The organism is Anabaena sp. EIM26 (assembly GCF_057568715.1).
On sequence record NZ_CM172472.1, the window covers coordinates 1059018 to 1073291 of the forward strand.

The window sequence follows — 14274 nt, forward strand, 5'->3', positions numbered from 1 at the left end:
ATGTCTCGTACTTACATTAATGTAGATTTGCGGCGTTTAGTTGTTGAACGCGCTGATAATATTTGTGAATATTGTCTGATTTCAGCAGTAGATAGATCATCCGGTTGTCAAGTTGATCATATAATTAGCGTTAAACATGGTGGTGCAAGCACAGATGATAATCTTTGTTATGCTTGTGTTTTCTGTAACTTACAAAAAGGTACAGATTTAGGTTCAATTAATTGGCGAAATGGTGAATTAGTGAGATTTTTTAACCCCCGTAGAGACTTCTGGGGTGATCACTTTCAACTCGATGAAGCTGTAATTCAACCATTAACAGATATTGGTGAAGTAACAGTGCGTATTCTCGATTTTAATAACGATGAACGGATTATAGAAAGACAATTATTAATAGAAGTTGGTAAGTATCCACCAACATCAGCAAAAGGAAGAATTAGCAAGTAGATATACTGAAAACGGGTGAAATCTGAACTTATGTCATACTGTGGCGTTAGCCATACGTAACGTAGTGCAGGGAAGTATCTCAGAGATTCTTCACTTCGTTCAGAATGACATTTTAAACCGTTTTGAGTATATATCAAAAAAAGCATGGTGCTGTATTTGCCTTCATTGTGGCAGTACTAGCAGGGAAACGCTTTTTGAGAATTTCAATGTCAAAACACCAGCTACCAATAAAATAGCAATATATAGCAGACACAAAAGAGGCATAATCGGGAGGAGTTTTTATGTCTGTAAATCAGGATGTTACTCAGGAACATGAGATTTTAGACGTACAAACCACAGATTGTTGCATTGTCGGTGGTGGCCCTGCGGGGGCTGTTTTGTCTTTGTTACTAGCACGTCAGGGTATTTCGGTGATGCTGCTGGAAGCACATAAAGATTTTGACCGGGATTTTCGTGGTGATACTATTCACCCATCGGTAATGCAGATTATGGAAGAGTTGGGTTTGAGCGATCGCATTTTGCAATTACCTCACACGAAAATGCACCGTCTTAATATCCAAACTTCCCAAGAGACTATAACTTTAGCAGATTTTAGTCACCTCAATACTCGCTACCCTTATACAGTAAACCAAAAAGTTTTTCAAAGAGAGCGATCCACTAGGGATGCAGCAGGTATCACGAATAAATACGTATAGCAAGAGAGTATTATGTAATACTCTTTGTATAAAAAATAATTATCATATTTTGCAGTGGGTCAAAATGTGAAATAATCAAAGTAATAAATTGTATTTTATCTAAAAAAATTGACTATTTCATCTCTAAAAAAAGCCAAGGGGAACGAGTTTACAGAAGAACCAATTTTAACAGACTCAGAAACTCTGGATGAGGTTATTGAATGTTTAGTAGAAAATTTTTCGATTGAAACACAAGGGATATGTGACCAAAAAACTTTATTTGAGATCCTCATAAAAGCAGCAAGCAGTGGAGATAGTATTGAGAATACAGCTAAAATATTAAAGAATGTTCCCACAGCTAATGATATTAGATATCATCTCAATAAAATCAACAATTTTGAGGAATTAGAGGCGCAAATAAATCAAGCGTTGAAAAGTCGAATTCCTTTAGGATTAAAAAAAGGGTGCTTAAAAATAGCGATTGATTTAAATTTAATTTGCTATTATGGTAAACCAACGGATGAGGAATTACCTTACATATATCGAAGTCAAGCAAAATCTGGTACTCATTCATTTTACGCCTATGCAACCTTATATGTTATTAGCAAAAATAAGCGTGTAACTCTTGCAGTGAGAGGTGTTCGACGATTAGATACTAGTGTTGCAATAATTACTTATTTATTGGCAGAACTTGACTCTCTTAACATAAATGTTAAAAAACTCTATCTAGATAGGGGATTTTTTAACACTCCTGTAATCCGATGGTTGCAAGCATTAGATATACCATTTATGATGCCTGCTATTAAAACGGGAAAACAAGGAGGAATCAAGCAATTTTTGAAGGGTAAAAAAAGTTATAAAACCACCCATACTATCACAAGAGATAAAGACGATTCAGTTACTTTTGATTTATGGATTATCTGTAAATATAGAAAGGGAAAACATAATAAGCATGGGGTAAAATATTTGGCTTATGTTGTGCATAAAATTAAAACGAATTTAGATTATATCTATCAAGATTATCGAAAAAGATTTGGAATCGAAACTAGCTATCGGTTGAAAAATATCTGTCGTATAAAAACGAATAATAAAAAGCCTGCTTTGAGATTATTATTCGTTGGTATATCCTTTCTTTTAGTTAATATTTGGGTGAATATCCTGTGGTGCAAAATTAGTCGTAAGAGGAAAGGTAGTCGATTAATTTATCGCACGCTTTTCGTACTCAAACAAATGTTAGCCTTTTTATCTCAGGCTGTTGAGCGTAAATATCAAGTAGTCCAAGGCATCTACATTCCATCAGGTTAACATCAAGAAATTATTAATCAATAAATTATAAGTAAAAATTATCTGTACTATGTTTGCTGATTAAAGGATTGTGTATCATTAAGTATTAAAAACCACTATTTTTTTAGCTTTTGCTCTTAGGAAAAAAACTTTTTGGTTTACTGTTATATCATGATGCTTCCCCAGGTGAAATTTTTGGAGTTTATCACCCAAGAGGCACAAAAATATCCCAATTTTCAATTAGTGATGGGTGCAAATGTCCATGAAGTAATTGAAGAAAATGGTGTAATCCAAGGTGTGCGTTATCGTGGACATTGTGGTTGGCACGAAGTCCAAGCTACACTGACAGTAGGTGCAGATGGTCGTCATTCACGTCTCAGACAATTAGCTGATTTTGAATCTATCGAAACTTCACCACCAATGGATGTCCTTTGGTTTCGGCTACCTCGTCACTCAGAAGAATTTAGCGGGGGAATGGGACGCTTTGGTGCTGGTCACATTGTAGTTATGCTAGATCGGGGTGAAGAATGGCAACTTGGTTATGTCATCCCCAAAGGTGGTTATCAAAAACTGCGTGCTGCTGGTTTGGAAGTGTTAAAAAATTCTATTGTTGAGGTAGTACCAGAATTAAAGAATCGCCTGGAACTTTTACAAGATTGGTCACAAATAGCCTTTCTCTGTGTGGAATCTAGTCGCCTTCAGCGTTGGTATCGTCCTGGATTGCTACTTATCGGTGATGCAGCCCATATCATGTCCCCAGTTGGTGGAGTTGGTATAAATTATGCAATTCAAGATGCTGTGGTAACTGCAAACATACTCAGTCAACCACTCCAGCAACATCATGTACAAATCAGCGATTTAGCAAAAGTACAGCAGCGTCGGGAGTTACCTACGCGTATCATTCAGGCATTTCAGACATTTATTCAAAAACGAATATTTGCCCCCATTCTCAATGAGAATCAAATTTTTCAGCCGCCTCTTTTGCTACGTTTACCTATCTTACGTGACCTGCCAGCCCGATTAATTGCTTTGGGTATTTTTCCTGTTCATGTACAAATTTAATGTTTTTAATGGTATAGTTGTACTACTCAATGCAGAATTAAATGCTCGTTCTAGTCAGGCGTTGTTCGTGAACATCTATAGTCATAGTTGTTTCACCTTCTCCGCTTGACTTTCTATATCTTAATGTTCGCTAGAATACTTATGATATTTGTTTGGGCTGGTAATAGGTATTGGGAAGAGGAATTATGAAATAGATCGCGGCACTCAGGCGTTATCCTAAATATTGTAAAGATTGACTTATAAGGAGCAATATATGAACAGTTGTATTTTAATGGCAGAAATTTATGACACTCCCCAACTGAGGCACACACCAGACGGGTTGGAAGTGACAGAAATGATCGTTCATGTGCCTGGAGTGCGGCCTGATGATCCTTCGCATCCTTTGAAAGTAGTTGGGTGGGGTAATTTGGCCAAAGAAATTCATCAAACTTACAAAGAAGGCGATCGCGTTATTATTGAAGGACGCTTAGGAATGAATACCTTTGATCGTCCCGAAGGTTTCAAAGAAAAACGTGCTGAGTTGACAGTCCAAAAAATTCATGGCATTGGCAAAGAGATGAATTCGAGTCCACCAGCAACCACAATGGCGCAAACAGCACAGCGTCCTCCAGAGTCTTATGAATCCACTCGTCCAGCACCAATTCCAGTTACAACTAATGTCGCCGTCACTCCCCAGGTAACAATCCCTGAACCCACCTATCAACCAGCAAATTTTCAGCCTCCATCCTATCAGCCTGTATCAGCACCAGAACCTGATCCAGATGACATCCCATTTTAGTCAGGAGGCAGGAGGCAGAAGGCAGGAGGCAGGAGGCAGAAGGCAAGAGACAGGAGGCAGGAGTTGATACATCTCCCTCATCTCCCTGCCCCCTTGCCTCTATTCCCCGCTGGCTTCACCCCATTCACGAATAGCAGGGAAAACTGATGAGTAATCATCTTCTGGATAGGACATACTCATTGCTGATTGCAAAATTTGTCTTACACCCTCAATACTGCTGAGATTCAAACCCAGGGATTTAGCTTCAGTGATAAATAAATCTATTTCTTTGATCAATTGTTTGGTGGGTAAGTTGGCTTTTGTGTAATTACCATCCAACATCCGTTTCAAGTTTTGATCAAAGGTAGGGGCATAAAGTTTACTATCGCGCAGGATTCGCATAAATAAATCTACATCAATACCTTGCATCTGCACAAAAGCTAAACTGAGTGCAAAGCTAGTAGTAAGCGAAGCAATTAATTGATTGAGTGCCAGAGTTAGAGATGATGCAGATCCCACAGGGCCTATGTATACAGGATCTGTACCAAAAATTTGCAGTAACTTGAGATGGCGTTGATATTGTTCTTGTTCGCCACCAACCATGACAATTAATTTACCAGTTTCTGCTTCTGGGATGCTACCGAGTACTGGCGCTTCGATATATTCACCACCTGCCGCAACAACTGCATCTCTGATTTCTTGGCTTTCTGGAGGAGTAAGTGTCCCCATTTGGATGACGCTACGTCCTGATAAAGTGTGCCAAGAAGTATCTGTGAGCAAGACATGATAAATAGCTGCGGCATTAGATAGCATGAGAACTATACAATCAGCAGAGCGAATTGCTTGACGTGGTTTGGTCGCAATTTCTGCCCCTGCGGCTTGTAATGGTGCTAATTTTTCTGGGGTGCGGTTATAGGCAATTAGCTCTACATTTGCAGCTAATAACCTTTGAGCCATCGGTAGTCCCATCAATCCAGTTCCCAGAAATGCCACCTTCATGTTTCACTTTCCTTTGGTAAATTGTAGGGTAAACAAGGTAATGGGTAATGGGTAATGGGTAGTAGTTTTTCTATTCACCAATCACCTTTTCCCCATATGCCTAACGGCAGGCTACCGCCAACACCAATCACCAAAAATCAGCCACCTGCGGCAAAAGTAGCCATGATGATAACTGAAAGTAAGATGCCGGGAGTAAGTAGTGTTGCTAATACAAGTAGGTCGTGAGCCGTCATAATTATTACTTTTCTCAGGTTGTTAACTTTGGAGTAATCACTGTTATGCTAGTCGAAAAAAGACTGATACAGGATTATTGAATAGAGTTTTAACCTTTGAATTTTACCTTTCCCTCTACTCTGGTATGGTTAATCCTTGAAGCGATCGCAAAGTTTCTGTTTCTGTTAGCCCCTTGCTTTGTACTAGAACCCCAAAGTTGCCCATTCCCGTTGGCTCAATAAGTTGGTGTAATGCTTCCCGACGGTTGAGCATTTGTGATATTGGTTGCTGTTGATAAGAAAGGGCTGCAATTCTTTCACCTAAACCTAATGCCATCAAAAATAAACCTTGCTGTGTCCAACCAACTAGATTTAAACCGCACTTGTTGCCCCAAGATTCCAAAGCTGTAAAATCAACATGAGCGGTGATATCTTGTCGCCCAACATTGATATAAGGGTTATCATGATGACGATGATGGTAGTAGCACTGTAGAGTTCCTTGCGATCGCCTGGGGTTATAGTAACGGTTGGCAGGATAGCCATAATCAATATTTAGCACATACCCTCGCTGCAAGCAGTCTGCCACTATACTCAACCAATCAAGAGCAGCTAAATTAATTTCACTCCGATAGCCATCTGCATAAATATTGGGATTTAACTCAATCCCCACCAAATCAAAATATGCTGCTAACTGCGGTGTAGATAATTCCCCTAAAACCTCAATAAATTTAGGAAAAACAGGCGTATTCTCTCCATCATCCTCAACAGTTACATAAATTTCCCGCAATTCCCCCGCTTCTATAGCGAACTGATGTACGGGAAAGGCATCAACTAATTCATTAGCAAAAAAGCAGCCTGTAATGGAGTTAGCAGCTATTTCTTCTAAATTGAACCATTGCACAGAGAACTCCTGTAACCTTTGCTGCTGTTCTTGCCTTAAACTTGGCGACTTTTCCACAATGATGTATTTCAGCGTCGCAAATAAATCTGGATAGTTTAATTGTATGTAATTCAGAATATGGGATGCTAAAACACCTTTACCTGCTCCCATTTCTACCAAATGAAAAGGCATCGGTTGCCCTAAAATTTCCCACATTTGGCAAAACTGCACAGCCAGTAATTCGCCAAAATCACTCCCTAAACTAGAAGATGTGAAAAAATCACCGCCCCGAAACCCAATATTAACTGCATCACTGGCATAGTAGCCATATTCTGGGTGATATAGCGCCATATCCATATATTCGGCAAAAGTAATGCGCTGTTGAGGACTAGTTTTAATGCGTTTAGCGATAGCTGTACACAGTGCGGGATGAGAATCCATAGAATTTTTGCTGAGAGATTGGGTATAAAAACTTAAGAGTCGATATTCTTCAGAAGTACCGAGTACCAAGTACTGAGTAACTGCATAACTAAAGTTAGGGGATTGAAACAAGGAAGCATTATTTCTCGTGCTTTGCATTTCAAAATAAATATTTTTCCTTCTTCCATGAATGAATTCAGGGGCTTTATACCTATTTGTGCTGAGTTCTAAGTAGGGATCTCACTCATTACTCGGTACTCAGCACTATTTCGGTAATTAGACGCTTCTTACCATCAAGTAGACAGCTAACAGTCATATCGCCCATGACATTTATAGCAGTGCGACAGCGATCTAAAAACCAATCAACTGTCACCAGCAAGGCTATATATTCAGTAGGCAGACCGACAGAAGTAAAGACAAGAGTCATTGTCACTAAACCAGCTTCTGGTATACCCGCTGCACCAACGGAAGCAAAAATAGCTGTGACGACAACTATCAACTGTTGTGGTAGAGAAAGATGTAAACCCAATACTTGAGCAATAAATAATGCTGACATTGCTTCATAGAGGGCAGTTCCATCATTATTAAAGTTACTGCCAACTAGCGCCCCTAGAGAAGCTGAAGATTCCCGTAAACCAATTTTGTATAGCAACGCCTCAAAAGTGATTGGTGTGGTTGCTGTTGAGGAAGCAGTGGAAAAGGCTGTTAACAAAGCTTCTGAACCCCCAGCTAAGAAATTTTGAGGAGTTACCCAAGAACCAAATTTCACCCGCAGTAAGTAATAAGAGGCTTGCAAACTCAAAGCCAATAGCACGGCAATAATGAATGCGCCCAGAGATTTAAACGGCGCAAATCCTTGGAGAGCAACGGTTTTGGCAACTATACCAAAGACCGCTAATGGCACTAAAGTAATAACCCAGTGCAGAATGCGGATCACAGCCTCAAATAATATTGTAATTACTCCCTCTATTGCCTGGTAATATGTTTTGCCTTCCTCTATTTGCTGTGCTTTCAAGGCACGTAGAACTATACCAAAAGCTAAAGAAATAAAAATTAGTTGAATAACATTGTTATCAACCAGTGGTTTCAGAATAGAATCTGGGATGATGTCCTGAACTAATCCCCAAGGATCAAGGGTTTTCCCAGCTGCTTCTGTTCCAGATGGAGGAGAAATGCGACCCCATGAACCTGGTTGCAGAATGTTAGCGACAAGGAGACCAATGACAATGGCGACAGTTGTATTGGTCAGTAACAGCACTGTCAGACGACGACCGGATCTACCTGGAATATCAGCAGTGAGAAAGGCATGAAGTACAGCTAACATAATTAGTGGTGTTGCTAAAGCCCGCAGCGCCTTGAGTATTAAGTTACAGGGAATTGCTAAGTTACTGATAATCGCTGTATTATTTGCGGCTTGTGTACTTAGTAAATTTCCTATAAGTACTGCCAAGATAATTGCAAGAGCAATCTGCAATGCTAATGGAATGCGCTTCCACGCAGAAAGGTGTTTTTTCTGTACTATTTGACCCATGCTTGGTTTCCTGCAAATAAAGTTGTTGGATTTGACAAACGTTTTTTTACGCACTTCTCCATTTATTTCTCTGTTCAAATCCCAGAATTTATCTGATGGTTTACAAATGTTTACTATCAACCCCAACCTTTACATCTTTTTTCAATTGGGTTTTTTGAAGGTTTAAACAACCAACCTTCGTTCCAAATTTCACCACCTTGAAAGGGCTAGGGGAAGGATATAAAATAGAAGATGTAGCAACACCTTTAGGTTGGATGCAAAATCAAAAAATGGTGTTAGATTTTTACGCCCAAAGATTTGCACAAATGCAAGAATGCCAACCTAATGCAGCACATTTTGCGATCGCAGAACTAGCAAATAATTTTGATGTGGTTTGCATTACCCAAAATGAAGTTTTAGCTGGGTTTACTGCGCTTGAGGGTAAAGCCACAAAATATTTACCAGTCTTAGTAGAGTCTTTAAAGGAAGAATTTGCTTAATTATCCGAAATATATCTAAAAATAGTTACCATAGGCATTTGTCTTTTGAGCAAGGACTAGATACTTTAGTGGAGTGCCGACGTACTAGCTGACAAATATCTATGAACATAGACGCGTTCGCTCTTTTGTTTCCTGCGATGGTAGCTACGCCCATTAAAGAGCCAGTACCAGTATTTTTGACGATTTTGGGCATTATGCTCATTGCCCCGCTGCTGTTTGAAAAAATGCGGCTACCGGGGATTGTGGGGTTAATATTAGCGGGGGTGATTGTTGGGCCTAATGGTTTGGGACTTTTGGCACGAGATAACACTATTGTCCTTTTAGGTACAGTAGGGTTGTTGTTTCTCATGTTTATGGCAGGTTTGGAAACCAGCCTCGATGACATGAAATATAACGCCGATAAGGCATTAATCTTTGGATTAGCCACCTTTGCTGTACCTATGGTTTTGGGAACAGGGGCAATGTTGGCAATAGGTTACGGTTTTTTGCCTGCCATTCTGGTTGCTTCTTGTTTTGCTTCCCATACTCTGTTGGCTTTACCTGTGGTAGGTAAACTGGGAATTATGCGATCGCCCGTTTTAACTGCTACCCTCGGTGGTACTCTCATCACTAATGTTTTGGCATTGTTAGTATTAGCTGTGGTAGTGAGGGCGCATCAAGGGAATTTAACTTTACAGTTTTGGTTATTTCTCATCCCTTCGCTGATCATCTATACTTTCCTAACACTCTGGGGTGTTCCCCGTTTAGGAAAATGGTTTTTTCGCAAGTTTGGACATGATGAAGGTGCAGAGTTTACCTTCGTTCTTGCTACCCTGTTTGTGGTTTCTTACGGGGCAGAAGTAGTCAAAATCGAGCCGATTATTGGTGCTTTTTTGGCAGGAGTTGCCATTACCCAATTGATTCCCCAACTTAGTCCCTTGATGAATCGGATTCAATTTATTGGTAACACTCTGTTTGTGCCATTTTTCCTGATTTCTGTAGGAATGTTGGTGAATCCAGGGATTTTGATTCAAGAACCAAAATCGCTCATTGTCTCCGGTGTCATGGTGACAGTGGCTATAGTCGCTAAATATATCCCTGCGTGGGGTGCGGGTAAATTATTTGGATACAACTTCGACAATATTATGGTTATGTTTGGGCTATCTGTAGCCCAAGCAGCTTCTACTCTGGCAGCAATTACTGTTGCTTACAACATCAAATTGGTTGATCAATTAACGGTGAATGGTACGATCGCTATGATTTTAGTTACCTGCATTGCTTCCCCTTGGGTGACAGCAAAGTGGGGACAAAAAATGAGGACACAAAATGTTACTCCCCAAAAGCAGATAGGTGGGAGTTTAGGCGATCGCGTTTTAGTTCCTGTTGCTAACCCAAATACTGAAGATAACTTATTAAAGTTAGCAATCCTCTTAGCTAAATCAGCCGCAGGTACACTTCTACCTCTACATATCATCATCGAGGAAGGTGAACCAATTTCTCCAGATGCTAAAGCCAGACAAAATCAGTTACTTTCCACCGCAGAAATGATTGCTCACGCATCAGTTACAAATGTTACGCCCATTGGTAGAATTGATGAATCAATTGACAAAGGCATTGCACGGGTAGCAGTAGAAAAACAAGCCAGTGTGATAGTTTGCGGTTGGAAAGGCTACTCTACCTATCAAGAAAACTTATTTGGCGGCGTAATTGATAAAATCGTGCAACGCAGTTCTATACCTGTTTTGGTAACTCGCTTTCCCTTACCTATTGAACATACATCAAGAGTATTCCTGGCTTTCACCAGCCAACAAGCCAATGCTAGTTCCTTTAGGGAAAGTATCAAATTAGCCCAAAATTTGGCCGTAGAACTCAAAGCATCGTTACAACTATTGGAAGTCGTCTCCACAAAAGGAGTAGATATTGATTTTACTGATGCCGGACTACCAGCGGATACACCAATTCAAAAAGTCAGGGGTAATTTTGTTAAAGAAGTGTCACGGTTACTGAAAACAAATGATTTATTGTTGTTAAATGGTTCTGTAGCCCAGAAAACACAGTTATTTTCACTACTTGGTCATATCCCTGAAGCGATCGCCCACAATCACCCTAAAGTTGCTATGATAATTGCCTACTTACCGCAGTAGTAGAGATTGGGGACTGGGAATAAGGGAAATTTATTATTATTCCTCCTGACTCCTTTTTCATTCTTCCTCCTGACTCCTGACTCCTGACTCCTGACTCCTGACTCCGAACTCCTAACTCCTAACTCCTGACTCCTGACTCCGAACTCCTAACTCCTAACTCCTGACTCCTGACTCCTGACTCCTGACTCCTGACTCCTAACTCCGAACTCCTAACTCCTGACTCCTGACTCCTGACTCCGAACTCCTAACTCCTAACTCCGAACTCCTAACTCCGAACTCCTAACTCCGAACTCTTTTAAATTATGCTTTATCCCGTTGTTTGGAAAAATAACTCAGTATTACTAATCGACCAAACCCGCTTACCAAATGAGTATGCTGTGGTGGAAATTCACCGTAGTGAAGATATGGCTGAGGCGATTAGAACTATGATTGTGAGGGGTGCGCCAGCGATAGGTGTAGCTGCGGCTTATGGGATGTATTTGGGTGCCAGGGAAATTGAAACAAGCGATCGCACCGAATTTTTGCAACAATTAGAAAAAGTCGCCCAATTATTACGTTCTACCCGTCCCACCGCAGTCAACTTATTTTGGGCAATTGGGAGAATGATGCAAACTGCCTATGAAACTATAGGCACAGTCGTCGAAATTAAACAAACTCTCCTAGAAACTGCCCAAACTATCAATACCGAAGATATCCAAACCTGTCAAGCGATCGGTGATCACGGTTTAGCAGCTTTACCCAAAACTCCAGACAAGCTAATTATACTTACTCACTGTAACGCCGGAGCTTTAGCAACTGCCGGTTATGGTACCGCATTAGGTGTAGTGCGTTCCGCTTGGAGAGAAGGACGACTAACACGGGTATTTGCAGATGAAACCCGTCCCCGTTTACAAGGTGCAAAACTCACCGCTTGGGAATGTGTGCAAGAAGGAATTCCCGTAACAGTGATTACTGACAACATGGCCGCCCATTGCATGAAACAAGGTTTAATTGATGCTGTAGTTGTCGGTGCTGATAGAATTGCCGCTAATGGTGACACTGCTAATAAAATCGGGACTTACAGTTTAGCTATAGTAGCTCAAAAACATCATATTCCCTTCTTCGTTGCCGCACCTCTTTCAACCATTGATTTTATCTTAGCCAATGGTAGCCAAATTCCCATAGAAGAACGTCACCCAGCCGAAATCTATCAAATTGGTGATACTATTCTCACACCTTCAGGAGTCGAATTTTATAATCCTGCCTTTGATGTCACACCCGCAGAATTAATCACAGCAATTATTACAGAAAAAGGTGTCTTTGCACCTGATGAGTTAGTCAAGCTTCAGACTATATGTCAGTAAATATTCAATCATTGCTGGACGTTTATTAATCGTGGAATCTGGGCTATAAATGTAAACTGTATGGAAGCGATGAGGACATTCAATGGAAGTTTTTTTGGCTAATATTGATCATCTTGAAAGTATTGCATTACTATTTGATCGCTATCGTATTTTTTACAATCAAGTATCAAACCTTAAAGATGCCAAGGAATTCCTCAAAGAACGTTTCCAGAATCATGACTCGGTAGTATTTGCAGCTAATGACAATGGGGAATTAGTTGGATTTACTCAGCTTTATCCCAGTTTTTCTTCAGTGTCAATGAAACGAATATGGATATTGAACGATTTATATGTCGAAGAGTCATATCGTCGCAGGGGAATTGCAAAGTTACTAATGAATGCAGCAGAAGAATACGCAAAAAAGAATGGAGCAATTCGCATAATTTTAGCTACTCAAATTGCTAATACAACCGCGCAAAAACTTTACGAAACGCGAGATTATATTAAAAACGAAGACTTTTACCATTACGCTTTACGGTTGCAGTAATAGCAATAGGACTTACGCAAGTATCACACTAAAAATCTGTTGTAGGGTGCGTCAGACTGCATAAATCTTGCAAATAAACAGATTGTTGATATCTGACGCACCTTACCAATGTGCTAGTTGCGTAAGAGGTTGTTTGAAAAGTCTCCTTCCATGTCATGCTGAGGAACGTAGCATCTCAGTATGTGGGCTAAACTCCAGATTCTTCGTTGCGTAAGACTCCACATGGCTAACGCCACGCTATGCCTACGGCACACTACGTGAACGCGAACAGAATGACAAATTATACGTCCCTAAACTTTTCAAACATGCTCTAAGTCCTGAGCAAAATACTTGTTCCCTGCCCATACCAATCAGTTCTCAACTCAAATAGGATCGCTATATAATACAAACAGTAATATAGCAATCCTATTTGAATTATGAACGGATTTTTTTTAACGTTCGCGTAGCGTGGCGTATGACTCCTACGTCGTCACGCAAGCTATAGCCATACCGCAGAGACGCAGAGTTCGCAGAGGAACACAAGGAAGAGATGTTCACATCTCATTTAGGATTGCTATATCGCATTTTGTTAAATAAGTGAATCTAGCTTTTAGAAAATAGTAAAAAATATCCATGAGAAAATTAATTCCTACAATATCCTTAATTATTTCCTGTATCTCTCTAGTTAGTTGTAGTAATTCACCAACTAATACAACCACAGAAACATCAACTAATACTACTGCACAATCTCAACTAAAAACAGATAATCAAGCTGAAACAAAATCAACCACTCAAAGCGTTAGCCATAGCACCAATAAAACTCAACAACCACAAATTGCTACAGTCAAAGAATTAGTCAATGGTGATTTACTATGTTATGCCACATTAGTAGATGAAAAAGGCATTGAACACCAAGTTGGCGCAAGTTTTGAAATTTGTGCAGAAGAAGCAAAATTCTTAAATAACAAAGTCCGTGCTACTTACACAATAGAATCATTGAGTGATTGTGAAAGTGCTGAACCCTGTGGCAAAACTCGCAAAGAATCTATAATTACCAAAATGGAGGTTGTCAAAGAAAAATCATCTAAATCTAAATCTAAAAATACTACATCTGAAACTATCAGTATAGGAAATGAGATTGCAAATGGAGAAATATCAAAAGAAAAATATCCACTTGTAAATAGTAAATCACATACTATTAGTAATGGTGAATGGACAATTACAACAAGCAATCATGACTCTTGGACAGGAATTAATAATACAGGCAATATTAGTTATAAAGGATGTGACACTAAAGGTAAATGTATTGAATTAACAGGTGGTAAAATTTCTTGTCGGGATGGAAAATGTGTTACAGGTTGGAAAAATGGAGATTATATTTACATATTAGAACAACCGATTACAGAAGATGGAAATGCTGCTTCTACTCTAATTGTTAAGAAAGGTAATAGCGAAATTCTCAAAGCCACAGAACTGAAATAAGGATGCGCCGTTCCTCTGTAGCCTCAATCTAACATCCTCATAAAAAAATCCCCAATTCGTAGGGTGGGTTAGCGCAGCG

General features: G+C 39.8%; 11 protein-coding genes and 2 pseudogenes. 10 read left to right on the forward strand and 3 right to left on the reverse strand.

From position 1 onward, the window contains the following. The 5 genes and pseudogenes from AC012T_RS04450 to AC012T_RS04470 all read left to right on the forward strand — a co-directional run bounded on the left by AC012T_RS04450 (nt 1) and on the right by AC012T_RS04470 (nt 4242). Complete coding sequence (locus AC012T_RS04450; protein ID WP_487063464.1) at nt 1-444, forward strand: HNH endonuclease; 444 nt, start codon at nt 1-3, stop codon at nt 442-444. A 281-nt stretch (nt 445-725) separates the two neighbouring features. Next, a pseudogene (locus tag AC012T_RS04455) lies at nt 726-1064 on the forward strand (FAD-dependent monooxygenase); the annotation flags it as partial. A gap of 183 nt (nt 1065-1247) precedes the next feature. Beyond that, the gene (locus AC012T_RS04460) at nt 1248-2423 is read left to right on the forward strand and encodes an ISH3 family transposase (RefSeq protein ID WP_487063466.1); all 1176 of its coding nucleotides are present in this window, start codon (nt 1248-1250) and stop codon (nt 2421-2423) included. A gap of 138 nt (nt 2424-2561) precedes the next feature. Beyond that, nucleotides 2562-3464: pseudogene (locus tag AC012T_RS04465) on the forward strand (FAD-dependent oxidoreductase); the annotation flags it as partial. 253 nt (nt 3465-3717) lie between these two features. Then, the gene (locus AC012T_RS04470) at nt 3718-4242 is read left to right on the forward strand and encodes a single-stranded DNA-binding protein (RefSeq protein ID WP_487063468.1); all 525 of its coding nucleotides are present in this window, start codon (nt 3718-3720) and stop codon (nt 4240-4242) included. A gap of 99 nt (nt 4243-4341) precedes the next feature. Here the strand turns inward: AC012T_RS04470 and AC012T_RS04475 are convergent, their stop codons facing one another. The 3 genes from AC012T_RS04475 to AC012T_RS04485 form a co-directional block, all read right to left on the reverse strand. Beyond that, nucleotides 4342-5220, reverse strand: coding sequence for an NAD(P)-dependent oxidoreductase (locus AC012T_RS04475; RefSeq protein ID WP_015212361.1), 879 nt, complete (start codon nt 5218-5220; stop codon nt 4342-4344). Nucleotides 5221-5568: 348 nt separating this feature from the next. Further along, the gene (locus tag AC012T_RS04480) at nt 5569-6753 is read right to left on the reverse strand and encodes a class I SAM-dependent methyltransferase (protein ID WP_487066434.1); all 1185 of its coding nucleotides are present in this window, start codon (nt 6751-6753) and stop codon (nt 5569-5571) included. A gap of 226 nt (nt 6754-6979) precedes the next feature. Beyond that, on the reverse strand, nt 6980-8263 hold the full coding sequence (locus AC012T_RS04485) for a dicarboxylate/amino acid:cation symporter (RefSeq protein WP_487063470.1): 1284 nt from the start codon (nt 8261-8263) through the stop codon (nt 6980-6982). Between the two features lie 197 nt (nt 8264-8460). Between AC012T_RS04485 and AC012T_RS04490 the strand changes: the two genes are divergently transcribed. The 5 genes from AC012T_RS04490 (at nt 8461) to AC012T_RS04510 (ending at nt 14195) form a co-directional block, all read left to right on the forward strand. Continuing rightward, nucleotides 8461-8742 carry a hypothetical protein gene (locus AC012T_RS04490; protein ID WP_487063472.1) on the forward strand — a complete coding sequence of 94 codons (282 nt, stop codon included), beginning with the start codon at nt 8461-8463 and terminating at the stop codon, nt 8740-8742. A 101-nt stretch (nt 8743-8843) separates the two neighbouring features. After that, on the forward strand, nt 8844-10865 hold the full coding sequence (locus AC012T_RS04495) for a cation:proton antiporter domain-containing protein (protein WP_487063474.1): 2022 nt from the start codon (nt 8844-8846) through the stop codon (nt 10863-10865). Between the two features lie 302 nt (nt 10866-11167). Continuing rightward, on the forward strand, nt 11168-12208 hold the full coding sequence (gene mtnA, locus AC012T_RS04500; RefSeq protein ID WP_487063476.1) for an S-methyl-5-thioribose-1-phosphate isomerase: 1041 nt from the start codon (nt 11168-11170) through the stop codon (nt 12206-12208). 82 nt (nt 12209-12290) lie between these two features. Further along, complete coding sequence (locus AC012T_RS04505; RefSeq protein ID WP_487063478.1) at nt 12291-12734, forward strand: GNAT family N-acetyltransferase; 444 nt, start codon at nt 12291-12293, stop codon at nt 12732-12734. 612 nt (nt 12735-13346) lie between these two features. Then, a complete protein-coding gene (locus AC012T_RS04510) occupies nt 13347-14195 on the forward strand; it encodes a hypothetical protein (protein WP_487063480.1) in 849 nt (282 codons plus the stop codon). Nucleotides 14196-14274 lie beyond the last annotated feature (79 nt).

What these genes read in the sequence shown, in the direction of transcription:
- AC012T_RS04505 (WP_487063478.1), top strand. Translation starts at nt 12,291, where the DNA reads ATGGAAGTTTTTTTGGCTAATATTGATCATCTTGAAAGTATTGCATTA.
- AC012T_RS04485 (WP_487063470.1), bottom strand. Translation starts at nt 8,263, where the DNA reads ATGGGTCAAATAGTACAGAAAAAACACCTTTCTGCGTGGAAGCGCATT.
- AC012T_RS04480 (WP_487066434.1), bottom strand. Translation starts at nt 6,753, where the DNA reads ATGGATTCTCATCCCGCACTGTGTACAGCTATCGCTAAACGCATTAAA.
- mtnA (WP_487063476.1), top strand. Translation starts at nt 11,168, where the DNA reads ATGCTTTATCCCGTTGTTTGGAAAAATAACTCAGTATTACTAATCGAC.
- AC012T_RS04510 (WP_487063480.1), top strand. Translation starts at nt 13,347, where the DNA reads ATGAGAAAATTAATTCCTACAATATCCTTAATTATTTCCTGTATCTCT.
- AC012T_RS04475 (WP_015212361.1), bottom strand. Translation starts at nt 5,220, where the DNA reads ATGAAGGTGGCATTTCTGGGAACTGGATTGATGGGACTACCGATGGCT.
- AC012T_RS04495 (WP_487063474.1), top strand. Translation starts at nt 8,844, where the DNA reads ATGAACATAGACGCGTTCGCTCTTTTGTTTCCTGCGATGGTAGCTACG.
- AC012T_RS04470 (WP_487063468.1), top strand. Translation starts at nt 3,718, where the DNA reads ATGAACAGTTGTATTTTAATGGCAGAAATTTATGACACTCCCCAACTG.
- AC012T_RS04450 (WP_487063464.1), top strand. Translation starts at nt 1, where the DNA reads ATGTCTCGTACTTACATTAATGTAGATTTGCGGCGTTTAGTTGTTGAA.